This window comes from Rahnella inusitata (assembly GCF_965118895.1).
GTDB lineage: Bacteria > Pseudomonadota > Gammaproteobacteria > Enterobacterales > Enterobacteriaceae > Rahnella > Rahnella inusitata_A.
Map to the genome: position 1 here is coordinate 18,508 of NZ_CBCPJJ010000011.1, position 25,206 is coordinate 43,713.

Consider the following 25,206-nt stretch of genomic DNA (forward strand, 5'->3'; position numbering starts at 1 on the left):
GAGGCCTTGGGTGACGCACCCAGTTTATTTCTTCGGATCTTTCGCACTGGCTTCCCCTTTATCGTTTGCCGGGTCCGTGTCGAAGACCAGACCTAACGTTTTGTTTTCATCGACTTCCGCCTTGCGGCGGCGTTTTACATCGCCCGGATTCGCGCCGCGCGCCCTGACCCAGTCACCTTCCGTTGCCGCGCCGCCGCGCAACAGCACGCGCCACGAGTTGGCCTCTTTCATCGGGTCAATCCACGGCATCACCGGCCCGCTGTAGACCGCATTAAACAACGTCGCCATATCCACATCGGGCGGCACGTTGATCACGCCCGCCGTGATCGCCATCTGCAACCAGCTGCGGTACATCGGTCGGGTCACGGCCGCAATAAATGCATCCTGCAGAATGCCGTAGCCTTCAAAGGACTCCACCAGCTCCTGACGCTGAGAACTGTAAGTGCCGTTGTAGTTACGGGATATGCTGGAAAAGCTGCTGCGGCTGCCGGCGGCTACCGCCCTGAGCTGCCCGTTACGAAACGTCTCAAGGTTGGGATTCGGCCGGTCCGATTTAATCATTCCGATTTCTTCGCCGGGCTCGAGGTCATCAAAAAGCATCCCGGGCTCGATGTTGAGTTCGCGGGAGTCTTTGTCATTACCACCGGCATCGCTGTAGGATTGCCCGTCGCCTTTTTTCACGTACATACCCAGCGCAGCAGCAATACGGGCGGCCGTCAGTTCAGAGTCTTCATACTCTTTCAGCGCGCTCAGGCGGATCAGGATGCCGGACAGCAGGCTGTTTCCCCGGACCTGATGAAGACGGCGCATGAATTTCAGGTGCATCATGCCGTCTGCAGAGATTTCCTTGGTATTGCCCAGCGCAACGCCGGAGGTCACCAGATTCTTATACACGACATACTTTGTCGGGCATCCCCAACTGTTGAGATAGATCCCCTGACAAATCCCCTTCCCGGTATCGTTCATCTCCAGCGGTATGTAGTCCGGCTCCAGCGCCTCGATCCAGAAAGGAATATCGGCCGTCGGAGTGAGTCCCTGTGCAGAACCCCGGACCATTTGCCCAAAAACCTCACCGTCGCGCAGCCAGGTTCTTGCCATCAGCCGCTCAAGAACGGGGCGGGTGAACTGCCCTGTCACATCGGGGGAAACAGACCACTCCGCCCAGGCTGCACGGATTTGTTTAGAGAGTTCATCGGCCACCAGCCCTGTTTTCAGTATGGGCTGGGGGTCAACCACAATTCCGCGTGCGCCGACAATGCGCTCTTCGAGTTTGTCCAGCAGGCCAATCACCAGATCGTGATTATTGTCCAGCCAGCGTGCCTGCTCCCTGATCGACCGGCCAGCAAACTGCGTGAGCTGGTTTGCGTTGCGGTTTTCCCGCTTCGCCCGGTGCGTGCGCGTGGGTAATGCTGCCTCGTAGGCATTGATTGCCACGCGTGAACGCAGACGGGAGGCTTTCCAGCCCGGAGAAAACAGGCCAATAGCATCATCAATCAGGCTCATCGCGGAAACCTCGCCAGCCGGTACTGCGGTCGCCCGCGCTGCGCCGAAAGCAATGTGCTTAACCGGCGTTCCCAGTAGTTCCGCCCCTTCTGAATTTCACTGAGGTTCTCCATCGTCATGGACTGCACGCCGAGCGTGATGGACTTTCCCTGCAGAACGGCGCGTTCGGCGGTCATATACTGCTGGATCATGTCTTCAATATAGGCCTGATTCATACCCAGCCTCCTGATGTCGATGGCGCCCAGGCAGAAGGTTTATCCTCTGTCTTGGCGCGGGTTGTTTTCGGTTTTTTGTGATTACTGCTGGCTGGAATGGCTGTGGGATCTGAATGCATGCTGGGTGTGGATTGCTCAAAGGGCTGTGCCCATGAAGGCGGTTTTTCCCAGTTTATCCGCTCGTACCCGCGCAAAATCACCAACGCATGGGCGTATACCATCAGGTCGAACGCTTCGTTCGCCCCCTTACCTGGCTTCGTCCATTTGCCGTCAGCGCCCCTTTCTTCATAGGTCAGTTCGTCATAGAACCACTCCCCCAGCCAGTCAGGAAAGTGAACGTAGTTAGCCCCCGGCGTATCGCGCTGAAGCGCATTACTGATCCGGTCTTTGAGCATATTGGTCTGCAGCAGGTAGAGCGGCACGTCGCCGCGGGCTTCCGCCCGGCGGTTAGGTCGGTCGGTATTGTCCGGCAATGACTTGGTGATCAGCTTGCTGCGGGTGGTGCTGTCCCCTTTGAAGAGATAAACGCGCTTGTGCACGCCATCGCGGCGGCATTGGCGCCAGAACTCATAGGCATTGCCGGTGACACCGTCTTCACCGCCGGAGTCGACGGCCATCGCCAGCACGGGCAGAGAAACACCCGGATTGCTGTTGAGTGGCCACTGCTTATCCAGTACGTCCGTGCGCAGCAAATCCCAGTCTTCCAGATAGCCAGCCGGGTCAATCGGCAGGCTTTCGCCGTTCGGCCCCGTGCGCATCGACTGTTTAATGTTGTATCGGTCAACGACCCAGCGCTCACCGTGGGCGCCATAGCCGATCACCTGCACAACGAACCGCCGGTTGCGTCCGCCCTGTACGTCAACGGTCGCCACCAGAAAACGCACCCCGTCAGGCACGGTGCGCTTGGTCACGGTCGAGGCGCGCGCCATCAGGGTTTCGGATTTGCGCTGCTCAACGCTGGACTGAGGGATATAAGGCAGACCCCAGTCAGTATTGATCACCGCTTTAAGGGTTTCTTCACTGCCGTTCGCCTCGTAGTCCTGCTGAGCGGACAGCAACTTGTAGACCAGCTGCGAAAGCGTTTGGTACGCCGCGGCGGGTCCCTCCATCCAGAATGACGCAATGCGCGATCGTCTGGCAATGCCCGTGACAGTCCCATGACGGTCAATCTGTTCACCGTCGCGAAGCCAGACACCTTTCTGATTAAGTGCGCGTTTCTGCCCTGCTGTAATTTTTCCCCGGCAATGCGGACACTCTATGAATGCCGCCTCGCTGGCGACCACAGGGTCGGCAATATTCTGATAACCCTGTACCACGTCTTTTGCGGGCTGGAAGTGTTCGCCGCAGTGCGGACAAGGCCAGTACCAGCGTCGGCGATCGCCACGGTTATATAAAGAAAGAATGCCGGTGGTGGGTGGTGCCTCGTGCAGGGAACTGCGTCGCCATTTGGTGTCTGTGACTTCCCGCCCTGGCGAACTCTCCACCAACGTCATGCCCGATGACATAAATGTCGTCGTACGTTTTGAGGCCAGCGTGAAACCGTCACCCTCGCCGTCAATATCATCCGGCCAACGGTCATAATCTGTTAATGCAACAAATCGATAGTCTGAGGATGACATGATGTTGATCGAGGGCCAGCCGATCTTAAGGTAGTTTCCTGCCCGGAAGGTCTTATCATGCACGTTGTTGTCATTGGTGCGCGGGCTGAGTCGGCTGGCGACCTCTTTGCTGACGCGAAAGGTCCTGTCTAACCTTTTTTTAGAATGCTCCCGGGCCTTCTCTTCTGTCATCTGTATCAACAGGAAGTCAGCGGGGTCGCACACAACGGCATACACTATCCATCCGTCAATAAGGCCAATCGTTTTACCGGTTCGCGCCGGACCCACGAACACCACCGCATCATAATCCCTTGAGGCAAGACAGTTCATCGGCTCTATGATGTAGGGTGTCAGCGTCGCATCCCAGGGTAATGAGCTCCCTGCTCCCATAGGCACCCGCATAAACTTTGATACCGCCTCAGCCACGGGCATTCGTCTTGGTGGTTTCAGTAATGTAGCCACATCACGACGCAAAGCACTTGCAGACGCATAGCCATTAATTAACATTTTCCCCGTCCTCAGCTGTAGCGACTTCTTCTGCCAGCACTTCACGCATTTCATCAATGACGGTCTGTGCTTCGGCTATTTGTTCCGGACGCCAGCCGCGGTCGCGCTCTAACTTATCCGGCCAGGTATCCAGTACCTGAGAAATAGCCTTTACTAACAATGCCATCTCGCGGTGTGCCTCCGATGCAGGAAGCAACTGTTTTAACGACTCCTCCAATTTGATGCGCTCGTTTTCTGACTGATACCAATCCTTACGATCCTTCGGTCCCATTTTATTGGGGTTCTGAAGTTCATCTGGATCACCGGGTTCATTTACACCGAAGAGAATTGGCCCCACGTCTTTTAGGGAATAAACGGGGTAGCCTTTCACCGTGCCGGCGATTGGCGTATTAGCATCGAGAAGCCGCTTTCTTACCGTTCCACGGTTCAACCCAAAAGCCTCAGCAATCTTCGCTACGCTCCAGTTATAGGCGTCCCCCAGATTGCTGATGTTGGACATTGACACCTCACGCTGTCAGGTGAAGTCACGATTTATTTCGTTAACTCAGAGGGTTGCAAACTGGTCAGATGACAGTGGAATTTAACTGTTGTCACCTGAATTTGATTTTTTTCTATATATAACAGAGAGATAACGCACCTGCTGCTGACAGCATAGAAATACGAAAACTAGCCGTTTTCCGCGAGTCCGCCGCCCCGTGGCAAGACCCCCCGTCGGGAGTACCTTTGCCAAATGATAACCATTATTATTTATTCGCATCGATATGGGTTTGACTGATTTTGATAATCATTATCACCTAAGCATTGACAGGGACTTTTGATTGAGTTTGATACTCATTATCACTTACTCGCAAAGCATTATCACAGGCACTCAGTGAATGCCTGCTGTAATGCCCAGACTTCCGACATCAGAAACGACTATTGAAAAGTTTTCCACCCGGACGACGCTCTTTATTGAATCGTTCGTCTATGATTTCATGAACAATTTTTTTAATCTCTTCAATCCGGTCATCCACTGTTTCTGTATTGACGGCAACAGAAACCTGGCATGAAGCGGGCTCGACCCCAACTTTTTCCCAGCCTGATACTGTGATGGTTTTAGGGAAATATTCAGGGGTTCCCCATACAGTTGTGCGTGCGCCCCATTTGTCATAGTGAGCAGTACCTGCACCATTCGTTACGGTAAATCCATCTGGCGACAAATCGATTCTGAGATTTCCACCGACCATTTCTTTTAATGTTTTACTTGTCATATAACTGCACCTATGTGATGTGTAAATTATTGAAGCTCCTCTCACTTAAAGGATCTTCACAAAGTCGTCATAAAAAACCACTTTGTGTTTTGGGGTATAATGAGAATGTTTTCCCTAACCCTTCAATAAAAGGTGAGACTAATGAGCCAGTTTTCCGAAGATCAAACTAATATCATCAATAACTTAAGTGCAGAAGTTGCAGCACTAAAGAGCATCATAACTCAGCTTTTGCGTGATAAAAGCGGGGATGAACTTAGAGGTTATTTGAGAGATGTATCAACAAGTAAAACTTTCGAAATTTCAGTTCCTGATATTAGTGACAAGGTGTCAATTCAATCAAAAGCTCAACGGATATCACGCTCATTGGTTTCAGAACTTATTGAGGGTAAAAACCGACCTGCTTGATTTTGGTGGAATTCATTCCGCTGGCTGAATATTGACGAAGTATTCCTTGCCCTGCTCGAACTGGTTGAATGCGTCAGGGTTTGAAATGTGCATCTGAATCTGGCCGCCGGGAGTGAGCTTAGACCAGGCTTCATTTTCATGGCTGCCGGAAGTCACGGCGCTCATATGGATGGTTCGGCTTGAATCATCATGTGCCTTTTGAATGAAGTGGCAGCGGAACTTTGCTTTTACGGTCATGGCTGTTTCCTATTAGTTAATTTTGCAACGCTTCTGGGCTTCAGCGGCATAGCCCTGAAGGTATTGGATCACTTGGTCGTCTTTGATGACACTGGCTCGGAGATCGAGAACAGCCCGTCCACCAGCGCCAGAGAGTTCGACTTGTGCTGCATCGCCCACGCCGCCGGCTCCGGTAGTGCTGTTCCCGACGAGCTCGCACGTGGCAAGGTTTGCTGCCGCGATCCGCACCCGGCGAGTACCAGCAGCGACATCAGCGCGCAACCGGTCATTCTTGGCCTGTTCATCTGCTAATTCCTTCGTGTGTTTGGCATCCAGCGCAGCCAGCGCGGTTTGTGTCGCTTCGGTGCGCTTCTTCTGGTTGGTCAGGTCAATCACTGCCTGATCACTGATTTTCTTTAGCTCTGTGGTGTGGGTCGCTTTCAGCTTTGACACGTCGGCGTCCCAGCGCAGCCCTTCAATCCACCAGGTGATCGCAGCGCCAGCCACGAAGGCCAGCACTATCGATAAATTGTTATTCATCCAGCCCCCAGCACGTGAGTTCGCTTTCCTGATCACGCCTGATGACCTGACCAGCGCAGTTGTTCGCCCGAATTCGGCAATCTTTCCCACCGTCCCAGATCCAGCGTTTAATCTCTGCGCATGCTCCGAGGCGATCACCAGCGTTAATTTTGCGGTAGAACGTCGAAGGGAAGCATTTCCCCGGGCCGATATTCCACGGGCAGAAGGAGGCGATGCCGACTTTCTGGGGAGGAGTAAGCGTTACGTGAATGTTTTTATCAACCCACGCCAGCGCTTTGGCCTGCTCGGCTTTGTCGATAGCATCGCACTGTGACCGCGTTAGCTTCATGCCTTTAAGTACAGGCTTGCCATTCACATACGTCACGCCACCGCAGATTGTCCAGACTCCGCCCTGATCCCGATAAGCAATCAGGCTTGTGCCCTCTTTCTCATCCTGAAACTGGCTCATCAGGGTCGGTGCAGAAGCGCCAGCAGCGATCAGCGCCAGCATGGCGGCACTGAGCTTTGTCTTCAGTTTTGCCATGCTCAGTCCTCGGTTTTATTAAATAGACTGCGCTTTTCGGGCGGTTGGTTAATGATTCCGGCATCCACTCCGCGCTCATAAGCTCGAGTGCGGCGCCAGTCAAAATAAGCACCAGTTATGTAGGTGACAATACCGATAATGAAACCGCCGACAATGGCGATCTGGTTCCAGTCTAAATGCCGTAACCAGTCACTAAAGCTGCCAGCGCAGATGAGTCCCGCTGACGTGCAGTAGGACAGACCGGAAGCGACTTTTTCTGGGATCATTTTCATTTATCCCACCTCCCATTAGTTGAATGGGCTGTGTTTCAATGGTCATAGGGATTAGAGCCAAGACCGCATGGTTTCATGAGGGTGAGGTGACTGATTGGTCGGGCTCTAAATTTGGGCAATAAAAAAGGCCGCCCGGAGGCAGCCCAATGAAATTCGTTTACTATCTAATCAATAATTCCGAAAGCCTTTGCCCATTCTTCTACCTGTGAGCGGTAAATAAACTGCACAGTCTCAGGCTCAGAAGGTCTAGGGCCTTTCACTGCGAAAACTATGCAGGGAAACTGCTGTGGCATCTGATTTAAAAGTTCTCTTTCCAACTCATCGGGCTCGAAAATAGATGGGAATTTATCATCAAATTGGAAGTACTCCTTCTCCATCCACTGCCTGTATTCAAATTCTGTATTCAATACCTTCATGCCAACCTCCCTTGTCAATGTCTACAAACAGGATAGCAGGCATCAGACTACTGAACGATGATCAAGATCCACACTCTCATCCGTGTAAGATTGGGCAACGTGCATTGATAAATCCCTTATCGCTGCTGCTGTCCTCACAACCGAATGGAGGGCATAAAAAAGGGCCGCCAATTTGGCAGCCTCAAATAATTTGTCAGGCGGTTAACGCCCGCCCACTACGGTTATGTATTTCATCACAACGAAAAGCTGCCTGTTTCACAACACGAATGTTCCGCGATACGGCTCAATTCGTCAGGCAACTTGTCGTTGCGCAGAAAGCAAAAAACCCCGCAGAAGCGAGGTTATTATGTTTTCCGTGGGGGTCATCTAAAGAAATGCCCATGATTTAGAGAAATTACGCCAAGTTCGGACAAAATGCAAGACTTATATTCAAACCACCCTATAAGATCCCCGATCATCCTATCTACTTGTGATTCTGTGGAACACAGCATCAGCGTGGTTCTCTTCCTGTTCGCATTTGGTCACCAGCGACTCATACAGCGGTCGCCAGTTACGATTCCATGTCCTTTCATGCAGATCTGGCAGCAGCGCCGTAATCGCTTTATAGGCCGTTGTGCCGGGTGTCCGTTTGAATCCCCTCCCCTTGCAGCGTTCGCAGGTCTTATCGACCGGTGCGCCGAGCAGGCTGGATTTCTCTAGGTCACGAACGCGGCCGGTACCATTACAGCGACAGCGGTGAGAAATTTCCCCTTTCCCATTACAGTGTTGACACAGTACATAAACACGCTGGTTCTCTACGACTGACGGAATTTTCTCTTCTCCATCAGCACCGACATAACCACTATAAGTGGTCACCTCGTGCACCTTTGAGATGAGTCCCTGACCTTGGCAATGTGGGCAATCGCTTGTGCTTCCCGCAGACTGGCAATACTCCGCGTAAGCCATCTTCGCGAGGATCACCATGCAATGCGCCATCCTGCGGCCAGCTGCTTTCCCGACGTGCTTACCGGCGTTTTTCATCGCATAAACAGCAAGACGTTCAATAGTGCGCAGCCCATCTTCCTGACTGATGCCGTTTTTACCGAGGAAAGCCCCCATACCGAATTCAGCCTCTGCCTCTGCCATTCCCATACTGGCAGCGAGGTCAGGCCCCGAAAGTGAATCCGATGCAGTAGCAGGCGGCACGTTAGTGAACGTCTGGGTTTTAGGGTTGAACTGCTTAAGAGCGTTTTCCAGTTTCATTGAATGGTATCTCCCCTTTCAGCAGTACCGAACCAGCCCGGGTGAGCCCACTGAACGTCTGTTATCTCGTGTCCCGCATCCCAAAGGGTCAGGCTTCGCATCACCATGTAGTGCATGAGGGGTTTCTCATGGTAGAGAAGGTTCTCCGGAAGAGCCTCCAGAAATTCGTCTATGGCATCAATAATGAAGCCAAAACATTCAAGGTGTTCACTGTTGCTCCTTGCAATATCATGTGCTTGTTTCTGGAGTTCCATGAAACGTTTTTTAGTGAACAGGTATGACATCTCACGAATCAGACGTTCCATTAGCAGGCCCTCGATACATTTTGCATTTCCCAGTCCATATCCACTTCATCCTGAGGTCTGTTGGCTAAATAATTCCAAGGTGTAGCACCTTCAACTTCCAAAAACTGGTGTGATCTCGGGTCAAGAAACGCGGCAATATCCCCAACCCACCCTTCGCCTTCGCGCTGCTTCAGGAGACGGATTAACGTTCCAGGCATCTGCATAGCGGCATGGTCTTTATCTGTGAGTTCTGGTTGCTTAGGGTCTGCTTGTTTCTGAAGAGCAGTTTCCCTCGGCAAGTTGCGCCAGACGGAGAATAGATTGTCAGCCATATCGGTAATTGCCCCTGTGCCTTTGACATCCATCTTTCCAGTCGGGACGTTCTCATCAGTTTTTCGGCTGTGCGTAACCAGAATGACATGGCAGCTGTTGGTGTTTTTGAAGTCACAAAGCTTGTCGATAAAGTCTTTCTGGCCTGATGAGTCTTCCTCAGCAAATCCGCATTTTGCCAAGTTATCGATAACGAAAAGTTCGATACCATAGCGCCGGCGGGCATAAGCGAAAATCTCTAGCAGTCTGTCTGCCTTTGCCGTGCCGGTCAGATTAAACAGCCATAGGCGGTCGTTGAACCATTCGAAGGTGTGCGTAATCTCATCACGTTGAGGTTGTTTATTGCAGATGGCCTGACGCACCAGACGAGCAAGGAGTTTTCCTGGCTTAAGCTCAAGCGATGCAATGCAGGTCTTGATCCCCTGCGACATCGCATTGATCGAGATATGCCCTGCTAGCTCGGTTTTACCGTGGTTGTTGATGCCGTTCACGATAGAAAACTCAGACTCTCGAAACTTGAAATTGCCGTTCAGGCGCTTCCAAGGGCTGATAAATAACCCCTCATCGCGGTTTTCAAATGTGGCTATGGTTTCCTGCAGGAAGTCGTAAGCAGAGCAAAGTTCTTCAGGATCGAAGTAAGCGGCAGTCTCAAGGCATTGAAAAATCTCATCGCCTGTCACGCCAGCGCACAGAGATTCGTTCACGTCTTTGTGAGGCAAAGTGACCAAGCGGCAGCGATGAGTCCCCAACCTGCGGGCGATTTCTTTCGCAGCTTCCAAGCCAACAGAGTCGTTATCAAGACAAAGCCAGATTTCTTCAAAACGATCCATATTGTGATATTCGTACTCTATCCACTGCTGTTTTGCGCCAGCGCCACCACCGAACGGAACGCTAAGCGCCGGGAAACCGAGTTCAGCGAAGGACAGACAATCAATTTCACCCTCGCAGAGCACTACCACACGTGAGTCGTGCGGCAGCACATGCCAACCGAACAAACACGGCTCACAGTCGGCTTCAGCCATGATGACTTTTTTACCGTTTGGGCGCTCTGTGCTGATACGCTTGATCTGCAACAGCTCACCGTCGCGGAGGTATGGGAACGCCAGGGCAGGTAATTCACGATTCTCTTCGTGGAACCACACCACTGCGTCAGTTACCTTAAACTTGTCCACAGTCGCCGCACTGATGCCACGACTTTCAAGGTATGCGTAGCAAGCATTCGCTTTTTTGACGCCCTGCTTCTTTGGTTTTGAGAATGTTTTTTTCTTCGTTTCGAAGTGCTGATCGTTTTCTTTCAGACCTAGCAACGCCTTCGCCTCGGACATGGCCACGTGCAATTGGCACGATTTAGTCGCGCACCAAAGATCCAGAAGATCACCGCTTTCGCCTGTTGAGAAATCTGACCACACACGCTTACCGGACATGTTAACTTTAAGGCTGTTGCCCTTCTCACCATCCACCGAGCCACATACCCACTCGTTCGCGGCCTTCTTGCCATTGGGTAGCAAGTACGCCACTACGCGCTCCACGTTGTCCCAAAGCTTCCCTGATAATTCATTCGGCGTCATTACAGGCTCCCTAAACGAAATTTGATAAAACACCAGTCAACAAAACGCATCCCCACGATCCCGTGGTTGTAACCTGCTACCAGCAAAATCTTGAATTTGGTTTTCATCGCTAGCGACTCCCTCGACGCAGTGCGTCGTAATCCACAAAAACTTGCGTTTCACCATCCTGCGCAAGCTGTCTGGAAGCTCCGTCAGCAACCGCAGTTGTTGATGCTGGTCTTTCATCGTTCCAGCGCTCTCCACTCAGGTACGATGTCGGGAGGAGCTTATCCGTGCCAAATACCTGAGCCTTCACACGCCACCGGATGTCATCGGCGAGAGTCGTGGCAAATTTTTCCGGTGAATCACCGGTTTTGGCTTTGTGTTCACGGTACTTCGTTTTGAACGCTGACCTCGCCTTGACCTTAGTGTCTTTGCGAAGCCCTGCAATCCAAAAAATTGACTCGAAAGCTTGGTCCACTGGGTCTGGTTTTTTGTCATCGGTTTTGGGTGCAGGTAGATTTTCAGAATCAGATTGTTTCCCGCCGTCAGTCCGAATTTTTTCGGACAAAGTGGTTTTATCTTCTTCTTGTTCCTGCTCCTGTTCCTGCTCTTGGCTTGCAAGCCCCTTCGAAGCCCCTTCAATGCCCCTTGGTGATCCCTCGATAAATTCACGTCGATTGGTCAAATGAAAATCACCTGAATACTTATCGTAAAACATTGGGAGGAAAGGATTATCAGGCTGTGCCTCATAGGTGTTTTGAACTCCCGGGCAACGCTTATCGGTTGGTTTCAACGACGTTCCGATCTGATGTGCCGCCATTTCAGGCACCCAAACCATCTCTGAATCGTTGTCATAGAGGCAAAAACCAGATTTGATAGCACTTGCAAGCCCCTTCGAAGCCCCTTCAATGCCCAATCCTGTTTCGTGAGCCATGTACATCAGGGGCATGTAATACATGCCGATCATGTTTGCGTGAGGGCTGGTCAAAAGGTACAGGGAAACAATTTGGCCTTCATAGCCAGAGCGTTTGAGCTCTTTGCCTGTTTTCCCTATCCAGAATTGAGGTGATACCTTTCCGTAATCACGCATGGTTAATCAGCCTGGTCTGGATGTGGAAAAAGCGTTGGTAGGTCTGGCCTAATTTGATGAGCTTCTACTTTGCCATTGGCCGCACTGACAATGGACATAACATAGTCAGCTTTCACTCTGCGTCCATTGAGCCAACGGAATACGGCAGGCTGCGATACACCACAAGCACGAGCGAGGGCAGCTTGCCCGCCTGCTTCTTCAACTGCTGTTTTAATGTGATCATTAACCATATTCATTACCATAAGTTATTGCAACATACCTCATGGTAGCACTTGTATAACTTATTGCAATAACTTAAGGTATTTGAACGTTAATAACTTAAGGTATAGATTGGACGTATGAAAACATTCGCTGAACGCCTGACATGGGCAATGAATAAGAACGGCATGACACAGGCCACGCTGGCTGATGCCGTAGGCATGTCACAACCATCCATCTGGAAATTGACGAATGGAAAAACCAGCACTAGCAGGAAACTGGTTGAGATAGCTCAGGCTTTGAATGTAAGGCCTGAGTGGCTTGCTAATGGAGAGGAGCCAGCCGAGATTTCACATAGTCCTGAGTTGAAAGAACCAAAAGGAGCATCAGAGAAATCCGGTACTGGCATACAGGTGTGGGATGATTCCTCCCCCCTCCACGAAAACGAGGTCGAAGTTCCCTACCTGAAAGATATTGAATTAGCTGCCGGAGATGGCAGCTATTGCGATGAAGATTACAACGGACTAACTATGCGATTCTCAAAAAATATTCTAAGAAGAGTCGGAGCTAACACTGATGGGTCTGGGGTCCTATGCTTTCCTGCCAGAGGTAACAGCATGGAGCCAGTGCTGCCAGATGGAACTGATGTTGCAGTGGATTGTAATAACAAACGAATCGATGATGGTAAGTTATACGCAATAAATGTCGATGGACTGAAAAGGGTAAAAATGCTCTATCGTCGCCCTGGTGGCAAGGTTGTGATCAGGAGTTACAACCGCGAGGAATTCCAAGATGAAGAAACCACTGAAAATGCCCTGGAGATTATAGGTCGTGTTTTCTGGTACTCGGTTGTCCTCTGACCCGTGATCCTACTGCATAATAAACCGGCTTAACGCCGGTTTTTTTTCATCCAAAATCAGAACGCACGGTAAAAACAAGAAATAATACCTTTTCAATCAACACCATAATTCATTAAGTTATTTATTTATAACTTATGGTATTGCAATAAGTTAATTCATCGCGTACCTTTAACTCATCGGCAAACAACGGAGCCAATGAGATGACAGATAAACAAACCAATGTTCAAACAACTTCCTTCGATATTCATCAAAAGCTCAAAGCGGCCGATTCTGAATTGAGTTATTTCATGCCCGTATCAGGCCATAACGAGAATGCAACATACGTATTGTTCGCCTCGTTGTTCGATGTACCTGAATACCAAATTTATGAAAGAAATGAATTCGGCTTTGTCCTCGTGGATTTCTTTAACACATATGAAGAAGCCTGCACTCACGCTAAGGAGATCTTAGACAAATCTCCGAAACTTAAAAATTCAGTTTGCTTTTACAATAAGTAAGCAAACTCCTCCAAAATAAATCATGGAAAACGCTCATGCCTAATATAGCTGATTTAATCATAGATATTGATGGTAAAAAATTAAGCAAAGAAGAATATAAAATTAATTCGGATAACGCTGCCTGCGGAATTGACCATCTCGTTTGCGGGATGAAGGCTGTTGCTAATGTCATGTTCTGGGCAGCAGCAAATAAAGAATATGATGATGTAAAATCAGATATGCAAAACATTAGCCTTTTACTTACCGCAAACATATCGCTTTTAGAAAAAATGCTCGAGGTCGAGTCTTGTGCAAATTTCAATTTGAGTCAGGGGAAGTAAGATGGAAAATCTATGTATTAATTCGACTCTGGGTTCAACGCCCGTTAAAGCCCAGAGCCTGACCTTAAAACAAACCTGCGCCAGCGGATTAGTTAATAAGGCTGTTGCTGATACTAGCACAAGTGTATTTCTTTTTGCATCGGTTAAACGTTCGGACACCAAGGCCCAGCCAGCCATGATCCGCGTCGTGGCATGTTCCGAACGAGAAGCGCGGCATGAGTTAGCAAAGGAATACGTTTTATCCCTAGCGGCCCGACTGCCAATGGAGGAGGTACGCTATGACTAGCGATATCCTTGTTCAAGTGAGGCATCAATTTACCGGGCGAATCATGCTTCATATCAAAGATGGGCAACTCGAGTCACACGAACCTTTGATGCCAGGTTATGCGTTGAGCACATTGCAGGGATTCTTAGAAATGGCGCAAACGGCAGGTTATGAAGTTAAAGAGGTGCACCATGAATAATTCAACTTCCGTAGATGTTGAGGATGCTTTAAGAAAAATTAAGGCACTGGCAGATGCTGCACAATACCTTACCTGCAGCGACGAAGAAAAGTCATTGTCCTTAGAGATTATGAACATTATTTCTATCACTGCTGAGGCGGCAACCAAAAATGGATAAAGAAAACAAAGATTGTCTGCTCAATGGCATTCGAGCCTGCATTATGGACCTTAACTTTTCAGAAGGCGCTCTAAATGTAGTTAGAGATAATTTGCAGACTGATGGACGTTACAATGATGAATATTCCATCACACATTTAGCTATTGAAAACATAAAAGCCGTTCGCCACCAGCTTAATAAAATGGAAGTGGAGTATCTTTGATGAAACTGAGATTTAATAAAAGAAGAGCCCTTGCACTTCATCGATTACCTTTTATCGGAAAAAGGGATAATGCTGATGGTCGGCGCGCTTTTAGCCCATTGGACTGGTGGTGCGTTCCTGACACGGGAGATTATAGCGACGGAAATGATGCTGGACGTTATCTTGCGGTTATATATATGAAATATTTATTAGACAACAATAATAAAACACATCACGAATTACCGTGGATAGTTTCCGATATGTTTAAGGTGGGTGAGCTTAAAGACTCAGCTAAAGGGCAGGTGGTTGGATTCCTTGCGACTCTGGGTGGCTTCCTTTCTAAAAGTGCCCCCCTATTTAGCGAATACCTGAATAGCCAAGAGAACGAAGAGTTATTAAAGAAAGTAAATGCGTCATTATTTGAAAGAAAAAATTAAGTAATCAATAAAATTAATAGAGAAATTTAATTGCGGCCTAACGGTCGGGGAAACCTGCATCCAAAAGGCGAGTAAGGAGTATTTTCAATGAGTAATAAAGAACGAATTGAGCGTGAGCGCCAGCGCATCGCCCTTACCTACATCGAATATTGTCAGCGGCATTTTGGCGGCAGTCAGACGTTTGTCACGCTGCCATCTAAAAAGCTTCCTGTGGTTGTTGAGATATCGGAGGTGAGCCTCTCTCAAATCATGATCAACCACATCGAGCGTCTGGTGTATGAGGTGCGCGGCCTGAAAGAGGGGGAGCAAGCAATCATCGATACCTACGCCGCGATGTTCGACTCAGTGCGCGGGAAGCTGACGCCCAGCGGCCACGACTTCATCAAAGAAATGATGGTCGATGCCGTCACCGAGGCGCTTCAGGATCCGAATCACTCAGACCTGCAGATGGTGAGCTGATGACACTGACAGCCATTCGCGTTCCTGAGTGGGTTCACGTCCGGGCGATTTCCGTACTCAGCATGTATCGGAAACAACGCCTACATCCGGCGCGGATCATCGGTACCGGAAACCTATCACTGAAAGTAAATCGCCGCTGGCGCCTGCTTTCAAAAGACCAAGGCCTGAGCTGGCAGTTGATGAGCCACGAAAAATACAACACGCAGAAGGACAGGAAATGAAAGCTGAATTTGAAGCAACCCCGGATGGCATAAAAGTAGGCAATCGCGTTATCGGTTATTCCGCCGCCTTCCGCCAGCTCGATGATGGGAAGCACGACAGAAATAATTCCGAGGGTTTGAGGATTTTGGCGTGCGTTGAGGATGCGAAAGCTAACGGCTGGTTGCATCTCACGCTCGAAAAGGAAGTTGCGCTCTGGCGCTGGTTGGTTGTGACGATATTCATTAATGAAGAACACGCCAAAAACGGCTCAATAGACGTTCCAAATGATGAAGGCAGCACTGACCACGCGATTATTTATGTCGGGAAAAATGGAAGCATGGGTATTTATCCCGGCCCTGTTCGTTTCTCGCTGGCAAGTCATGTTGAAGGATGCGCCATCGAGAAGTACGGCATTGAAACCGGTTTGGGTTTGGCTCTGCGAATGTATCAAGACATGGTGAAGATAAGCTCAGAGCACGGATTTATCTTGTCTCCGATGGGTCGTGAAGGCTTGGAAATGCTGCACGATGAATATATCGAAATGATTCACACCGAAGGCATGCCAGATATGCCGGTAACCCACTGAGGACCGCTAATGAGCAACCAAGATAACGCAAACGTCTTTGGTGTGGTCTCCCTGCACCGCACGCCCGTTGAAAAACATAATCGTCGCCAGTACCGCATCTATAGTCCGGAAGAGTTTTTGGCGATGCCGATGGTGCAGGAATTTATCAAAAACAACCCCAATCAGCATTTCGTAAACGAGGAAACCGGCGAAGTCATGCTGGCTAAAGAGCTGGCTGAGCTTTATTGCTCAGTTAATAACAGCAAAAAACTCAAAAAGGCAATACGCCGCTCATTTGGAGACAAAAAATGATAACCAAAAACTTTCGTCTCAACGCACTGGCCAATCAGTACGCCGCTGCTCTGTACCACCATGTCAAACTTGTTAACGGGGGTGAGTGGTTCACCATCCTGGCTAATGGCGTGACTATTCAGGTCAACATTATCGGCGGCATTGCGGGGATGCGTGACATCGTTGATTCGTATGTGCTTGAGGCGCTACAGCAGAACTACCCGCGCTGGGAAAATATCGGATGCGCTTTGCTAGGCCGATGCGTCAGCGGCATCACCTTGACTGAACACGGTAGCCATATTTGGCAAGGCATGGTCGATGACATGGGTAATTCAGTCGGGGAGGTTCAACGATGATCGCAAAAAGTGAAAATGGCCGAATTAATGTTGACGCACTGGAAGGTATCGGTGAGCACTTGGAAGCCTTATCCATCGCCAATAAAACTATCGATGCCATTCAGGGGAAGATTGATATCAGAGGGGAGCAGGATATCGGCTGGTTGAACCGCGCTAAGGGTGCCCACAAAGCCTGGGGCAAGGTGCGCCGACGTATTACAGAACGGCTGGCCGTCCTGCGGCAGGAAGAGAAGGAACTCAACAAAATGCGGATGAAGTTTGAGGACGAGGAACTGCTGAAACTTTTGCGGAACCAAGTCGCGCCTGCTGAATGGTCACAATCCCGCATTCTTGCACGCGCACTCGCTGATGAACGGTTAAATGAAACGCTGGATAATGCGGGAGTGAAATTATGAACAATCAAGATTCGAAGAGTTCTATTTCAGATGAAATTATGCTGACCAGCGATGTTTTAGCTCGTTACAAAATTTCGCGAAGCACTCTTTACTTCTGGAGCACTCCAGCAAGAATGCCAGCCAGCTTTCAGCGCCCCTTTCCGCTACCAACTATTGGCGGCAGTCCGAAGCGCTGGAGAAAATCTGAGTTGCTAAAGTGGGAGGATGAAGTTAATGCGGCGTTAACGGTTGACCAACAACCTTCTCCAAGTGCTCAAGCCAAACCTTCAGCCACTGATGCTGATCTGGCAAATAGTCGTGAAGGTTATAACGAGCCATAACGCCCCCCATCTGGTGGCCGAGTAGTTTCTCTATAACATGGGGCGGCGCGCCGAGTTCTGAAAGGCGTGTCGCAACCGTTCTCCTCAAATCATGAAGAGACCAGTTCTTCATGCCTGTCTTTTTGATCACCTGCGCAGAGTAAGCGGCAACTCTTGGTTGTGAAGGCGGCTTATCTTCTCGATTTTTAAAATGAGGTGGCGTCAGAACATGCTTAGTGACTGACCAGTTTTGATGCTGTTTCAACAGGAAAATCGCGCTGTCCGGCAAAGCCCGGCGAACGGTTTTACCTGTTTTGTAATCGTCAGCAGGGATCGTCCAGGTCTTTTCTTTGTAGTCAAACCATTCCCATTTAGCTGTTCTTATCTCAGTGGTCCTGCAGCCTGTCATTAGAAGAAAACGAATAACTAACTGCTGCGATGCGGGCATTCCTTCCAATGCATACCAGAGGACCTTAATTTCATCGTCTGATAGTTTTCTGTCCTTCATAGCCGCCGTTAAACCTACGTCTGAACGCTTTAACGATTCAAGCGGGTTGCTCTCTATAACGTCTCGGTTCGAGCAGAATCGGAAAGCCCTCTGCATTAAACCCAGCACATCACCTGTCACCACTCGTCTTCCCATCTGATCAAACAAACTGAGCCAGTGTGATTTGGTTGTCTGATTGACTATCATATTTCCAAGGACAGGTTTGACATGGTTCTCGAAATTTTGGCGATTTACCTTTATTTTGACAATCCCTTCCGGTTTGCAGTAATAGGTCTCCCAGTAGGTAAATGCCTCTTCAACAGTGAGAGCTTCGGTTTTTTGTTGTCTCTCCAACTTAACCTGGCGGCGGGGATCGTAACCTTCAGTAATCCAAGCGCGAAATTGCTGTCTACGTTCCCTTGCCTGCGACAGTGTTATAGAAGGATAATCACCTATGCTTAGCTGTACGGGCTTATCATCCCAGCGGTAGCGATAAAAGAAGGTTATTGCGCCGGAAATTGAAAGCCTAACGTTCAGTCCATGCGCATCAGAAATTACCTCTACTTTGTCTCGGCGCTTTCCAAGTGACTTTCTAAGTTTGGTATCTGTAAGCAATGTGTACACTCCTTTTCATATACACAAGAGTGTACACAAAAGTCATAAATTGAAGCCACACAAACTAAAGCATGATAAAGCAGAACAAAGCATGAATGAGACCTAAGGCAATGATATGATTAATGAAAGTAAATCAACAGAAACCACAATCAAAAGAACTCAAGTAGAAGCATATGCCCTTCGATAACGTATACCGCGAAAAACAGGTTCCCAGCCCGCTGCGCCACACGTGGGGGATTTTCTATCGTGACACGCTGTCGATGATCGGTTTCTACGGCGTCATCGGGTTGCTGTTTCTGTGTGTTTTCGGCCATTTGTTGGCGCCGTATGCACTGGATCAGCAATTTTTAGGGTATCAGCTGTTACCGCCTTCGTGGTCGCGATACGGGAATGTCGGCTTCTTTCTGGGCACTGACGATCTGGGCCGTGATCTGCTGAGCAGAATACTGACCGGCGCGGCGCCGACCATCGGTGGTGCGCTGGTGATTACGCTTGCGGCGTCGCTGTGCGGCGTAATTATCGGCGTGCTTGCCGGGATTTCGCGCGGGCTAAAATCGGCCATTCTCAATCACGTGCTCGATACGCTGTTATCGATCCCTTCCCTGCTACTGGCCATTGTGGTGGTGGCTTTTCTGGGCCCAAAACTCGAGCACGCGATGCTGGCCGTGTGGCTGGCGCTGCTGCCACGCATTTCACGCACCATTTACAGCGCGGTACACGACGAGCTGGAAAAAGAATACGTCGTCGCCGTGCGTCTGGACGGTGCCTCGACCTGGCAAATCCTGCGTTACGCGGTTTTACCGAATATCGTCGCGGTGCTGGCAACCGAGTTTACCCGCGCGCTGTCGATGGCCATTCTGGATATCGCCGCGCTCGGCTTCCTTGATTTGGGTGCGCAACTGCCGTCTCCGGAATGGGGCGCCATGCTCGGAGATTCGCTGGAGCTGGTGTATGTCGCGCCGTGGACGGTGATGCTGCCGGGCGCCGCGATCCTTATCAGCGTACTGCTGATCAACCTGCTGGGTGACGGTGTGCGTCGGGCGATCAATGCGGGGGTGGAATAATGCCGTTACTTGACATCCGCAATCTGACCATCGAATTTATGACCTCCGAGGGCCCTGTTAAAGCGGTAGATCGCGTCAGCATGACGCTCAACGCCGGTGAAATTCGCGGGCTGGTGGGCGAATCCGGTTCGGGAAAAAGTCTGATCGCCAAGGCCATCTGCGGCGTGACTAAAGATAACTGGCGCGTTACCGCTGACCGGATGCGCTTTGACGATATCGATCTGTTGCAACTGACCCCGAGCGAACGCCGCAAGCTGGTCGGCCAGAACGTGTCGATGATTTTTCAGGAACCTCAGTCCTGTCTGGATCCTTCAGAGAACATCGGGCGACAGCTGAGTCAGGCGATCCCCGGCTGGACCTATAAAGGTCGCTGGTATCAGCGTTTCCGCTGGCGCAAATATCGTGCCATCGAGCTGCTGCACCGCGTTGGCATTAAAGATCACAAAGACATTATGGCCAGTTATCCGTATGAACTGACCGAAGGCGAATGCCAGAAAGTAATGATCGCCATTGCGCTGGCCAATCAGCCGCGCCTGCTGATTGCCGATGAGCCTACCAACGCCATGGAACCGACCACGCAGGCGCAAATTTTCCGCCTGCTCGCGCGCCTTAATCAGAACAATAACACCACGATTTTATTGATCAGCCACGACCTGCAAATGATGAGCAAGTGGGCGAACCGTATCAACGTGTTGTACTGCGGGCAGACGGTCGAGAGTGCGACCTGCGAAGATCTGCTCGCGACTCCCCATCATCCCTACACGCAGGCGTTAATTCGCGCGATGCCAGATTTTGGCCGTTCTCTGCCGCACAAAAGCCGGCTGAACACACTGCCCGGCGCTATCCCTTCGCTGGAACATTTGCCGATCGGCTGCCGTCTTGGGCCACGCTGCCCTTATGCTCAGAAAAAATGTATTGAGACACCGAGCCTGCGTCTGGCGAAAACCCACGCCTATGCCTGTCACTTCCCGCTGAATATGGAGGAACAATAATGGCTCAAACCTTGCTCGAAGTTCGTGACCTGAGCAAAACGTTCCGTTATCGCACCGGGTTGTTCCGCAAAATGAATCTTGAAGCGGTTAAACCCGTCAGCTTCACGCTGAGGGAAAAACAGACGCTGGCGATCATCGGCGAAAATGGTTCAGGAAAATCCACGCTGGCGAAAATGCTGTCAGGTATGGTGGAACCCAGCGGCGGTGAAATCCTGATTGACGATCATCCGCTGGCGTTTCGCGACTATCGTTTTCGCAGCCAGCAGATCCGCATGATTTTTCAGGATCCGAGCACCTCGCTCAATCCGCGCCAGCGAATCGGCCAGTTGCTGGAAGCCCCGTTGCGTCTGAACAGTGAAATGGATGCCCAGCAGCGAGAGCAGCGTATTAACCAGACGTTACGTCTGGTGGGCATGTTGCCCGATCACGCCAACTACTATCCGCATATGCTCGCCTCCGGGCAAAAGCAAAGCGTCGCCCTCGCCCGCGCGCTAATCCTGCAACCGAAAGTGATTGTTGCCGATGAAGCGCTGGCGTCGCTGGATATGTCGATGCGCTCACAGGTGATTAATATGATGCTCGAGTTGCAGGAAAAGCAGGGAATTTCGTACATCTATGTGACACAACACCTCGGCATGATGAAACATATCAGCGATCAGGTGCTGGTAATGCATGAAGGTGAAGTGGTTGAGCGCGGTAATACTGCCGAAGTACTGGCTGCCCCGCTGCATGACCTCACCAAACGACTGATCTCCAGTCACTTCGGTGAGGCGCTGACCGCAGATGCCTGGCGGCGCGATGGTAACGGTCGCTGAGAACAGGCGATAAGCAGTTTCTGAATAAAGCGGTATCAGGCAACTGATGCCGCTTTTTTTGACAATCACGGTATAAATTGTCGTCATTAATAGAATCGACTGTTATTTCTACGGCTTTCTATTCCATTTCGCTATGATTTATCGCTTAACATTATTTTATCTCGACACAAGGATAAGCAACGATAGGGTCTGTAAATTTGCCTGAGGTATCAGGCCTGAAGCAAAGGACCCGATCATGGAACAACAACGCAAGGCCGCGCACAGCGGCTGGTATCACGAAACTCAATGCAGCCAGCAGGGTCATCTGCCGCTAAATCCGCATGCTGCGTTGGCACAGGATCGCTTTCTGCTCGGGCAAGATGCACAACTCGACCCGACGCTGCGTTCGCTTTTCCATGAGCGTCAGGGATTACTTAATGCCTCCCGCGCCTGTTACGACGTGCTTTTTCCCGACAGTTTGAAGGTTTCCCGCACCGAGACATTATCTCTATATGACCGGCTGAGCAGCGCGCTGACCGTCGCGCAGGTTAGCGGCGTACAGCCACTTTGTAGCCATTACGCCGCACGCCTCGCCCCGCTCTCCAGTCCTGACGCCTCCCGTGAAAGCAACATCCGCCAGACCCATATAACTCAGTTCGCCAGATTACTCGCAACCCAGCCGACCTTAATTACTGCACCTATGCTGAGCCAGCTCAATGACGTCGGCCTGAGCACACAGGACATTGTGACCTTTACTCAGCTGATCGGTTTTGTGAGTTATCAGGCACGCGTACTGGCAATTTTGAACGGACTTCGCGGCCGGGCGGCAGCGGTATTGCCGGGCTTCCCTTCTCCGGAAGGTTGCGAGCAGAAAGGGTATTCTCTGGCGATGTTGCAATGGTCCTCGCGGCTCCCGGAAGTCGCTCCCGAAAGTGCCAGTCAGCATCAGCAGGATGTGCTGGATTTGATTGCACCGGACGCCCGCTCTTCTTCTTTCTATACCTTGCTGGTACACAACGCAGATGCACTGAGCGAATTCTCCGCCGTATTTAACAACGTTATGCAGGCGGGCGAGCGCCCGAAAGCCGCGTGGCGCGAACTTGCGGCGGTGGCCACTTCAGAGCTTAATGGGTGTTTGTACTGCGCGGGGATCCACGGCCGGTTGTATCTGGAAGCTGAAGGCCGTGCGGAATTAATCGAACAGCTGTTTGAAGCCACTTATCGTGATGACGTGGTTGATGCAGTTTCGCAGAAACAGGCCGGCAGCGCAGAAGCGGCCTTGCTGGAAAGCGTGATTGCCCTGACCCGTACTCCGGAGCGTTTTGATGCGCGGCTGCTGCACGGGCTATCTGACGCGGGTTACACTGCCACGCAATCTCTGGATATTTTGCTGACGGCCGCGTTGTTTAGCTGGTCGAATCGTCTGATCCAAACGCTGGGCGATACATTGAGTCAATGATCGGCTAATTTCCATACTTTCTCACTGATGCTTTAATCTTCAACTCCGGCAGGATTTTCCCCTGCCTGAGACTTCAATTGTAAATGCCCCCACCGTTTAACCGCTCTAAGTCGTACTAATCTTATTTTCAATCGGAAATTTAGTGTTAAAACCAGAAGCAGATCACATTACGCTATTTATCGTTTTCCACCGTCCTTCACCATCCTGTCTTTTGTGGATAAAGTAACGCACAGACACGCATAAGCAGATTTATTCACTGCATATTCAATGGTAATGAGTGAATGCAGCCACCTTTAAACCCTCTGAAAAAACAAAACACATATGCATTTAGAGATGATTATTCATACAACATATTCGCATTGCCTATTTCAAAAACATAAACGTTAATTCTGCATAACATTTCGAACACAGTTTAATCAGGACGGAAAAGTTATATGTAACCGAATATGTCAAACTCCTTGCCTCATTTACGAAGATAGTGAACATTACCTGCCGTCATCCCATCTTATAACAATGCAAAGGGTGCTTAATTCGCGCCACTTATGCGTTTCCGCCATACGGCCGGAAGGAATAAACAGAGGTACGAGTGTCAACTGCAAACAAAACACCTAACAACGAAAGCGTGAGTCTGAACGCCTTCAAACAGCCAAAAGCGTTTTACCTGATTTTCTCCATCGAACTTTGGGAACGTTTTGGTTATTACGGCCTGCAAGGGATCATGGCGGTTTACCTGGTCAAGCAACTTGGCCTAAGTGAAGCCGAATCGATCACCCTGTTCTCATCCTTCAGTGCGCTGGTCTACGGCTTCGTGGCTATCGGTGGCTGGTTGGGTGATAAAGTGCTGGGTTCCAAACGCGTGATCGTGCTGGGTGCGATTGTGCTGGCGCTGGGTTATTCCTTCGTTGCGTATTCCAACCACGAAGTTTTCTGGGTTTATCTGGGTATGGCGACCATCGCCGTTGGTAGCGGTCTGTTTAAAGCAAATCCATCCTCATTGCTTTCTACCTGCTACGAAAAAGATGACCCGCGTCTTGATGGCGCATTCACCATGTATTACATGTCAGTTAACATCGGTTCGTTCTTCTCCATGCTTGCCACCCCGTGGTTAGCCGCGAAGTACGGCTGGAGCGTCGCGTTCTCTCTGAGCGTCGTCGGTATGCTGATCACTATCGTGAACTTCATGTTCTGCCGCAAATGGGTAAAACGTCAGGGTTCAAAACCGGACTTCGAACCGTTGCAATTCCAGAAGCTGCTGATGGTATTGGTCGGCGTTGTGGCGCTGGTGTTCATTTCCAGCTGGCTGCTGCATAACCAAACCATCGCACGTATGGTTCTGGCTTTGGTTTCTGTGGGTATCATCATTGTCTTTGCGAAAGAAACTTTCGCGATGAAAGGAATTGCACGTCGTAAGATGATTGTGGCCTTCCTGCTGATGATGGAAGCCGTTGTATTCTTCGTTCTGTACAGCCAAATGCCAACTTCCCTGAACTTCTTCGCGATCCATAATGTGGGTCACGATCTGCTGGGTATCAGCTTCCAGCCAGAGCAGTTCCAGGCACTGAACCCGTTCTGGATCATGGTTGCCAGCCCGCTGCTGGCCGCGGTTTACACCAAAGTCGGTGACCGTATGCCAATGCCGCACAAGTTTGCGATCGGTATGGTGTTATGTTCCGGTGCATTCCTGGTGCTGCCGTGGGGTGCAAGCCTCGCTAACGAACACGGTATCGTCTCCGTTAACTGGCTGGTACTGAGTTATGCGTTGCAAAGTATCGGTGAGCTGATGATTTCTGGTCTGGGTCTGGCGATGGTGGCACAGCTGGTTCCGCAACGTCTGATGGGCTTCATCATGGGCGCATGGTTCCTGACAACCGCTGCTGCGGCAATTATCGCAGGCTACGTAGCGAACCTGACCGCCGTTCCGGCGGATATCGAAGATGCCCACGCGTCTCTGGCGATTTATAGCCACGTTTTCCTGCAGATTGGTATTGCGACCGCTGTGATTGCCCTGCTGATGCTGGTGACCGCGTCTAAATTGCACCGCATGACCCTCGATCGCGACACTGACGAAAAACAACCTGAACTGTCTTCTGCGCAATAATCGCAGAGAGCTTTTGATCATGGTTGACGAACGCCTCCTCCGGGAGGCGTTTTTTTTTGGAGTAATTTAGCAAATG

36 protein-coding genes are annotated in these 25,206 nt (G+C 50.3%); 20 read left to right on the top strand and 16 right to left on the bottom strand.

Annotation, left to right across the window (positions count from 1 at the left end; genetic code table 11):
* Nucleotides 1–24: 24 nt before the first annotated feature.
* The 5 genes from ACMHLI_RS12555 to ACMHLI_RS12575 all read right to left on the bottom strand — a co-directional run bounded on the left by ACMHLI_RS12555 (nucleotide 25) and on the right by ACMHLI_RS12575 (nucleotide 5,073).
* Nucleotides 25–1,503 (bottom strand): phage portal protein, encoded by a 1,479-nt coding sequence (locus ACMHLI_RS12555; RefSeq protein WP_413529766.1) that lies wholly within the window; start codon nucleotides 1,501–1,503, stop codon nucleotides 25–27.
* Nucleotides 1,500–1,718: a hypothetical protein gene (locus tag ACMHLI_RS12560; RefSeq protein WP_413529767.1), complete on the bottom strand. Its 219-nt coding sequence runs from the start codon at nucleotides 1,716–1,718 to the stop codon at nucleotides 1,500–1,502. The genes ACMHLI_RS12555 and ACMHLI_RS12560 overlap by 4 nt, the downstream gene beginning before the upstream one ends.
* The gene (locus ACMHLI_RS12565) at nucleotides 1,715–3,823 is read right to left on the bottom strand and encodes a phage terminase large subunit family protein (RefSeq protein ID WP_413529768.1); all 2,109 of its coding nucleotides are present in this window, start codon (nucleotides 3,821–3,823) and stop codon (nucleotides 1,715–1,717) included. Before ACMHLI_RS12565 ends, ACMHLI_RS12560 begins: the two co-directional genes overlap by 4 nt.
* Nucleotides 3,813–4,322 carry a DUF1441 family protein gene (locus tag ACMHLI_RS12570; protein WP_413529769.1) on the bottom strand — a complete coding sequence of 170 codons (510 nt, stop codon included), beginning with the start codon at nucleotides 4,320–4,322 and terminating at the stop codon, nucleotides 3,813–3,815. The genes ACMHLI_RS12565 and ACMHLI_RS12570 overlap by 11 nt, the downstream gene beginning before the upstream one ends.
* 406 nt (nucleotides 4,323–4,728) lie before the next feature.
* Nucleotides 4,729–5,073 carry a hypothetical protein gene (locus ACMHLI_RS12575; protein ID WP_413529770.1) on the bottom strand — a complete coding sequence of 115 codons (345 nt, stop codon included), beginning with the start codon at nucleotides 5,071–5,073 and terminating at the stop codon, nucleotides 4,729–4,731.
* 141 nt (nucleotides 5,074–5,214) lie between these two features.
* On the opposite strand from ACMHLI_RS12575, the gene ACMHLI_RS12580 reads away from it, so the two are divergent.
* Complete coding sequence (locus tag ACMHLI_RS12580) at nucleotides 5,215–5,478, top strand: hypothetical protein (protein ID WP_413529771.1); 264 nt, start codon at nucleotides 5,215–5,217, stop codon at nucleotides 5,476–5,478.
* Between the two features lie 12 nt (nucleotides 5,479–5,490).
* On the opposite strand, the gene ACMHLI_RS12585 is transcribed toward ACMHLI_RS12580, so the two are convergent.
* The 10 genes from ACMHLI_RS12585 to ACMHLI_RS12630 all read right to left on the bottom strand — a co-directional run bounded on the left by ACMHLI_RS12585 (nucleotide 5,491) and on the right by ACMHLI_RS12630 (nucleotide 12,177).
* Nucleotides 5,491–5,715, bottom strand: coding sequence for a hypothetical protein (locus ACMHLI_RS12585; protein WP_413529772.1), 225 nt, complete (start codon nucleotides 5,713–5,715; stop codon nucleotides 5,491–5,493).
* 12 nt (nucleotides 5,716–5,727) lie between these two features.
* Nucleotides 5,728–6,234, bottom strand: a complete 507-nt coding sequence (locus tag ACMHLI_RS12590; protein ID WP_413529773.1) for a lysis protein — start codon at nucleotides 6,232–6,234, stop codon at nucleotides 5,728–5,730.
* Entirely contained in the window at nucleotides 6,227–6,757 is a 531-nt protein-coding gene (locus ACMHLI_RS12595; protein WP_413529774.1) for a lysozyme, read from the bottom strand. Before ACMHLI_RS12595 ends, ACMHLI_RS12590 begins: the two co-directional genes overlap by 8 nt.
* A gap of 2 nt (nucleotides 6,758–6,759) precedes the next feature.
* On the bottom strand, nucleotides 6,760–7,029 hold the full coding sequence (locus ACMHLI_RS12600; RefSeq protein ID WP_413529775.1) for a phage holin: 270 nt from the start codon (nucleotides 7,027–7,029) through the stop codon (nucleotides 6,760–6,762).
* A gap of 164 nt (nucleotides 7,030–7,193) precedes the next feature.
* Nucleotides 7,194–7,445, bottom strand: coding sequence for a hypothetical protein (locus tag ACMHLI_RS12605; protein ID WP_413529776.1), 252 nt, complete (start codon nucleotides 7,443–7,445; stop codon nucleotides 7,194–7,196).
* A gap of 459 nt (nucleotides 7,446–7,904) precedes the next feature.
* Entirely contained in the window at nucleotides 7,905–8,687 is a 783-nt protein-coding gene (locus ACMHLI_RS12610) for an antitermination protein (RefSeq protein WP_413529777.1), read from the bottom strand.
* Nucleotides 8,684–8,992 (bottom strand): hypothetical protein, encoded by a 309-nt coding sequence (locus ACMHLI_RS12615; RefSeq protein ID WP_413529778.1) that lies wholly within the window; start codon nucleotides 8,990–8,992, stop codon nucleotides 8,684–8,686. Before ACMHLI_RS12615 ends, ACMHLI_RS12610 begins: the two co-directional genes overlap by 4 nt.
* Complete coding sequence (locus ACMHLI_RS12620) at nucleotides 8,992–10,869, bottom strand: toprim domain-containing protein (RefSeq protein ID WP_413529779.1); 1,878 nt, start codon at nucleotides 10,867–10,869, stop codon at nucleotides 8,992–8,994. Before ACMHLI_RS12620 ends, ACMHLI_RS12615 begins: the two co-directional genes overlap by 1 nt.
* Nucleotides 10,870–10,978: 109 nt before the next feature.
* Nucleotides 10,979–11,941 carry a hypothetical protein gene (locus tag ACMHLI_RS12625; RefSeq protein ID WP_413529780.1) on the bottom strand — a complete coding sequence of 321 codons (963 nt, stop codon included), beginning with the start codon at nucleotides 11,939–11,941 and terminating at the stop codon, nucleotides 10,979–10,981.
* Nucleotides 11,942–11,943: 2 nt separating this feature from the next.
* Nucleotides 11,944–12,177: a transcriptional regulator gene (locus ACMHLI_RS12630; protein ID WP_413529781.1), complete on the bottom strand. Its 234-nt coding sequence runs from the start codon at nucleotides 12,175–12,177 to the stop codon at nucleotides 11,944–11,946.
* A gap of 102 nt (nucleotides 12,178–12,279) precedes the next feature.
* Here ACMHLI_RS12630 and ACMHLI_RS12635 point away from each other — a divergent pair, with 102 nt between their 5' ends.
* The 14 genes from ACMHLI_RS12635 (at nucleotide 12,280) to ACMHLI_RS12700 (ending at nucleotide 17,322) form a co-directional block, all read left to right on the top strand.
* A complete protein-coding gene (locus ACMHLI_RS12635) occupies nucleotides 12,280–12,999 on the top strand; it encodes an XRE family transcriptional regulator (RefSeq protein ID WP_413529782.1) in 720 nt (239 codons plus the stop codon).
* A 200-nt stretch (nucleotides 13,000–13,199) separates the two neighbouring features.
* The gene (locus ACMHLI_RS12640) at nucleotides 13,200–13,496 is read left to right on the top strand and encodes a hypothetical protein (RefSeq protein ID WP_413529783.1); all 297 of its coding nucleotides are present in this window, start codon (nucleotides 13,200–13,202) and stop codon (nucleotides 13,494–13,496) included.
* Nucleotides 13,497–13,531: 35 nt separating this feature from the next.
* The gene (locus ACMHLI_RS12645; protein ID WP_413529784.1) at nucleotides 13,532–13,816 is read left to right on the top strand and encodes a hypothetical protein; all 285 of its coding nucleotides are present in this window, start codon (nucleotides 13,532–13,534) and stop codon (nucleotides 13,814–13,816) included.
* A 1-nt stretch (nucleotide 13,817) separates the two neighbouring features.
* A complete protein-coding gene (locus tag ACMHLI_RS12650) occupies nucleotides 13,818–14,102 on the top strand; it encodes a host cell division inhibitor Icd-like protein (RefSeq protein ID WP_413529785.1) in 285 nt (94 codons plus the stop codon).
* Nucleotides 14,095–14,280 carry a hypothetical protein gene (locus ACMHLI_RS12655; RefSeq protein WP_413529786.1) on the top strand — a complete coding sequence of 62 codons (186 nt, stop codon included), beginning with the start codon at nucleotides 14,095–14,097 and terminating at the stop codon, nucleotides 14,278–14,280. The genes ACMHLI_RS12650 and ACMHLI_RS12655 overlap by 8 nt, the downstream gene beginning before the upstream one ends.
* On the top strand, nucleotides 14,273–14,437 hold the full coding sequence (locus ACMHLI_RS12660) for a hypothetical protein (protein ID WP_413529787.1): 165 nt from the start codon (nucleotides 14,273–14,275) through the stop codon (nucleotides 14,435–14,437). The genes ACMHLI_RS12655 and ACMHLI_RS12660 overlap by 8 nt, the downstream gene beginning before the upstream one ends.
* Complete coding sequence (locus ACMHLI_RS12665) at nucleotides 14,430–14,639, top strand: hypothetical protein (protein WP_413529788.1); 210 nt, start codon at nucleotides 14,430–14,432, stop codon at nucleotides 14,637–14,639. The genes ACMHLI_RS12660 and ACMHLI_RS12665 overlap by 8 nt, the downstream gene beginning before the upstream one ends.
* Nucleotides 14,639–15,055 (top strand): hypothetical protein, encoded by a 417-nt coding sequence (locus tag ACMHLI_RS12670; protein WP_413529789.1) that lies wholly within the window; start codon nucleotides 14,639–14,641, stop codon nucleotides 15,053–15,055. Before ACMHLI_RS12665 ends, ACMHLI_RS12670 begins: the two co-directional genes overlap by 1 nt.
* An 87-nt stretch (nucleotides 15,056–15,142) precedes the next feature.
* Complete coding sequence (locus tag ACMHLI_RS12675) at nucleotides 15,143–15,514, top strand: hypothetical protein (protein ID WP_413529790.1); 372 nt, start codon at nucleotides 15,143–15,145, stop codon at nucleotides 15,512–15,514.
* A complete protein-coding gene (locus ACMHLI_RS12680; protein ID WP_413529791.1) occupies nucleotides 15,514–15,735 on the top strand; it encodes a hypothetical protein in 222 nt (73 codons plus the stop codon). The genes ACMHLI_RS12675 and ACMHLI_RS12680 overlap by 1 nt, the downstream gene beginning before the upstream one ends.
* Nucleotides 15,732–16,301: a hypothetical protein gene (locus ACMHLI_RS12685; RefSeq protein ID WP_413529792.1), complete on the top strand. Its 570-nt coding sequence runs from the start codon at nucleotides 15,732–15,734 to the stop codon at nucleotides 16,299–16,301. The genes ACMHLI_RS12680 and ACMHLI_RS12685 overlap by 4 nt, the downstream gene beginning before the upstream one ends.
* 9 nt (nucleotides 16,302–16,310) lie before the next feature.
* A complete protein-coding gene (locus ACMHLI_RS12690; RefSeq protein ID WP_413529793.1) occupies nucleotides 16,311–16,592 on the top strand; it encodes a hypothetical protein in 282 nt (93 codons plus the stop codon).
* On the top strand, nucleotides 16,589–16,927 hold the full coding sequence (locus ACMHLI_RS12695) for a hypothetical protein (protein WP_413529794.1): 339 nt from the start codon (nucleotides 16,589–16,591) through the stop codon (nucleotides 16,925–16,927). The genes ACMHLI_RS12690 and ACMHLI_RS12695 overlap by 4 nt, the downstream gene beginning before the upstream one ends.
* Nucleotides 16,924–17,322: a hypothetical protein gene (locus tag ACMHLI_RS12700; protein ID WP_413529795.1), complete on the top strand. Its 399-nt coding sequence runs from the start codon at nucleotides 16,924–16,926 to the stop codon at nucleotides 17,320–17,322. Before ACMHLI_RS12695 ends, ACMHLI_RS12700 begins: the two co-directional genes overlap by 4 nt.
* A 210-nt stretch (nucleotides 17,323–17,532) precedes the next feature.
* On the opposite strand, the gene ACMHLI_RS12705 is transcribed toward ACMHLI_RS12700, so the two are convergent.
* Complete coding sequence (locus ACMHLI_RS12705) at nucleotides 17,533–18,723, bottom strand: tyrosine-type recombinase/integrase (protein ID WP_413529796.1); 1,191 nt, start codon at nucleotides 18,721–18,723, stop codon at nucleotides 17,533–17,535.
* Nucleotides 18,724–18,896: 173 nt separating this feature from the next.
* Here ACMHLI_RS12705 and sapC point away from each other — a divergent pair, with 173 nt between their 5' ends.
* The 5 genes from sapC (at nucleotide 18,897) to dtpA (ending at nucleotide 25,130) form a co-directional block, all read left to right on the top strand.
* Complete coding sequence (sapC, locus tag ACMHLI_RS12710; RefSeq protein ID WP_112168510.1) at nucleotides 18,897–19,787, top strand: putrescine export ABC transporter permease SapC; 891 nt, start codon at nucleotides 18,897–18,899, stop codon at nucleotides 19,785–19,787.
* Nucleotides 19,787–20,779, top strand: coding sequence for a putrescine export ABC transporter ATP-binding protein SapD (gene sapD, locus ACMHLI_RS12715; protein WP_413529797.1), 993 nt, complete (start codon nucleotides 19,787–19,789; stop codon nucleotides 20,777–20,779). Before sapC ends, sapD begins: the two co-directional genes overlap by 1 nt.
* Nucleotides 20,779–21,594 carry a putrescine export ABC transporter ATP-binding protein SapF gene (gene sapF, locus ACMHLI_RS12720; RefSeq protein ID WP_413529798.1) on the top strand — a complete coding sequence of 272 codons (816 nt, stop codon included), beginning with the start codon at nucleotides 20,779–20,781 and terminating at the stop codon, nucleotides 21,592–21,594. Before sapD ends, sapF begins: the two co-directional genes overlap by 1 nt.
* Nucleotides 21,595–21,829: 235 nt before the next feature.
* Entirely contained in the window at nucleotides 21,830–23,032 is a 1,203-nt protein-coding gene (locus tag ACMHLI_RS12725) for a CMD domain-containing protein (RefSeq protein WP_413529799.1), read from the top strand.
* A gap of 586 nt (nucleotides 23,033–23,618) precedes the next feature.
* Nucleotides 23,619–25,130: a dipeptide/tripeptide permease DtpA gene (gene dtpA, locus ACMHLI_RS12730; RefSeq protein WP_413529800.1), complete on the top strand. Its 1,512-nt coding sequence runs from the start codon at nucleotides 23,619–23,621 to the stop codon at nucleotides 25,128–25,130.
* Nucleotides 25,131–25,206: the final 76 nt, after the last annotated feature.

Coding starts and splice junctions, on each gene's coding strand:
- ACMHLI_RS12690 (WP_413529793.1), top strand. CDS start 16,311: ATGAGCAACCAAGATAACGCAAACGTCTTTGGTGTGGTCTCCCTGCAC.
- ACMHLI_RS12610 (WP_413529777.1), bottom strand. CDS start 8,687: ATGAAACTGGAAAACGCTCTTAAGCAGTTCAACCCTAAAACCCAGACG.
- ACMHLI_RS12645 (WP_413529784.1), top strand. CDS start 13,532: ATGCCTAATATAGCTGATTTAATCATAGATATTGATGGTAAAAAATTA.
- ACMHLI_RS12620 (WP_413529779.1), bottom strand. CDS start 10,869: ATGACGCCGAATGAATTATCAGGGAAGCTTTGGGACAACGTGGAGCGC.
- ACMHLI_RS12585 (WP_413529772.1), bottom strand. CDS start 5,715: ATGACCGTAAAAGCAAAGTTCCGCTGCCACTTCATTCAAAAGGCACAT.
- ACMHLI_RS12640 (WP_413529783.1), top strand. CDS start 13,200: ATGACAGATAAACAAACCAATGTTCAAACAACTTCCTTCGATATTCAT.
- ACMHLI_RS12575 (WP_413529770.1), bottom strand. CDS start 5,073: ATGACAAGTAAAACATTAAAAGAAATGGTCGGTGGAAATCTCAGAATC.
- ACMHLI_RS12665 (WP_413529788.1), top strand. CDS start 14,430: ATGGATAAAGAAAACAAAGATTGTCTGCTCAATGGCATTCGAGCCTGC.
- sapF (WP_413529798.1), top strand. CDS start 20,779: ATGGCTCAAACCTTGCTCGAAGTTCGTGACCTGAGCAAAACGTTCCGT.
- ACMHLI_RS12630 (WP_413529781.1), bottom strand. CDS start 12,177: ATGAATATGGTTAATGATCACATTAAAACAGCAGTTGAAGAAGCAGGC.
- ACMHLI_RS12565 (WP_413529768.1), bottom strand. CDS start 3,823: ATGTTAATTAATGGCTATGCGTCTGCAAGTGCTTTGCGTCGTGATGTG.
- ACMHLI_RS12650 (WP_413529785.1), top strand. CDS start 13,818: ATGGAAAATCTATGTATTAATTCGACTCTGGGTTCAACGCCCGTTAAA.
- ACMHLI_RS12635 (WP_413529782.1), top strand. CDS start 12,280: ATGAAAACATTCGCTGAACGCCTGACATGGGCAATGAATAAGAACGGC.
- ACMHLI_RS12660 (WP_413529787.1), top strand. CDS start 14,273: ATGAATAATTCAACTTCCGTAGATGTTGAGGATGCTTTAAGAAAAATT.
- ACMHLI_RS12655 (WP_413529786.1), top strand. CDS start 14,095: ATGACTAGCGATATCCTTGTTCAAGTGAGGCATCAATTTACCGGGCGA.
- ACMHLI_RS12580 (WP_413529771.1), top strand. CDS start 5,215: ATGAGCCAGTTTTCCGAAGATCAAACTAATATCATCAATAACTTAAGT.
- ACMHLI_RS12600 (WP_413529775.1), bottom strand. CDS start 7,029: ATGAAAATGATCCCAGAAAAAGTCGCTTCCGGTCTGTCCTACTGCACG.
- ACMHLI_RS12695 (WP_413529794.1), top strand. CDS start 16,589: ATGATAACCAAAAACTTTCGTCTCAACGCACTGGCCAATCAGTACGCC.
- ACMHLI_RS12685 (WP_413529792.1), top strand. CDS start 15,732: ATGAAAGCTGAATTTGAAGCAACCCCGGATGGCATAAAAGTAGGCAAT.
- ACMHLI_RS12615 (WP_413529778.1), bottom strand. CDS start 8,992: ATGGAACGTCTGATTCGTGAGATGTCATACCTGTTCACTAAAAAACGT.
- ACMHLI_RS12675 (WP_413529790.1), top strand. CDS start 15,143: ATGAGTAATAAAGAACGAATTGAGCGTGAGCGCCAGCGCATCGCCCTT.
- ACMHLI_RS12670 (WP_413529789.1), top strand. CDS start 14,639: ATGAAACTGAGATTTAATAAAAGAAGAGCCCTTGCACTTCATCGATTA.
- ACMHLI_RS12595 (WP_413529774.1), bottom strand. CDS start 6,757: ATGGCAAAACTGAAGACAAAGCTCAGTGCCGCCATGCTGGCGCTGATC.
- ACMHLI_RS12590 (WP_413529773.1), bottom strand. CDS start 6,234: ATGAATAACAATTTATCGATAGTGCTGGCCTTCGTGGCTGGCGCTGCG.
- ACMHLI_RS12605 (WP_413529776.1), bottom strand. CDS start 7,445: ATGAAGGTATTGAATACAGAATTTGAATACAGGCAGTGGATGGAGAAG.
- sapD (WP_413529797.1), top strand. CDS start 19,787: ATGCCGTTACTTGACATCCGCAATCTGACCATCGAATTTATGACCTCC.
- ACMHLI_RS12560 (WP_413529767.1), bottom strand. CDS start 1,718: ATGAATCAGGCCTATATTGAAGACATGATCCAGCAGTATATGACCGCC.
- ACMHLI_RS12625 (WP_413529780.1), bottom strand. CDS start 11,941: ATGCGTGATTACGGAAAGGTATCACCTCAATTCTGGATAGGGAAAACA.
- ACMHLI_RS12725 (WP_413529799.1), top strand. CDS start 21,830: ATGGAACAACAACGCAAGGCCGCGCACAGCGGCTGGTATCACGAAACT.
- ACMHLI_RS12570 (WP_413529769.1), bottom strand. CDS start 4,322: ATGTCCAACATCAGCAATCTGGGGGACGCCTATAACTGGAGCGTAGCG.
- ACMHLI_RS12700 (WP_413529795.1), top strand. CDS start 16,924: ATGATCGCAAAAAGTGAAAATGGCCGAATTAATGTTGACGCACTGGAA.
- ACMHLI_RS12555 (WP_413529766.1), bottom strand. CDS start 1,503: ATGAGCCTGATTGATGATGCTATTGGCCTGTTTTCTCCGGGCTGGAAA.
- ACMHLI_RS12680 (WP_413529791.1), top strand. CDS start 15,514: ATGACACTGACAGCCATTCGCGTTCCTGAGTGGGTTCACGTCCGGGCG.
- sapC (WP_112168510.1), top strand. CDS start 18,897: ATGCCCTTCGATAACGTATACCGCGAAAAACAGGTTCCCAGCCCGCTG.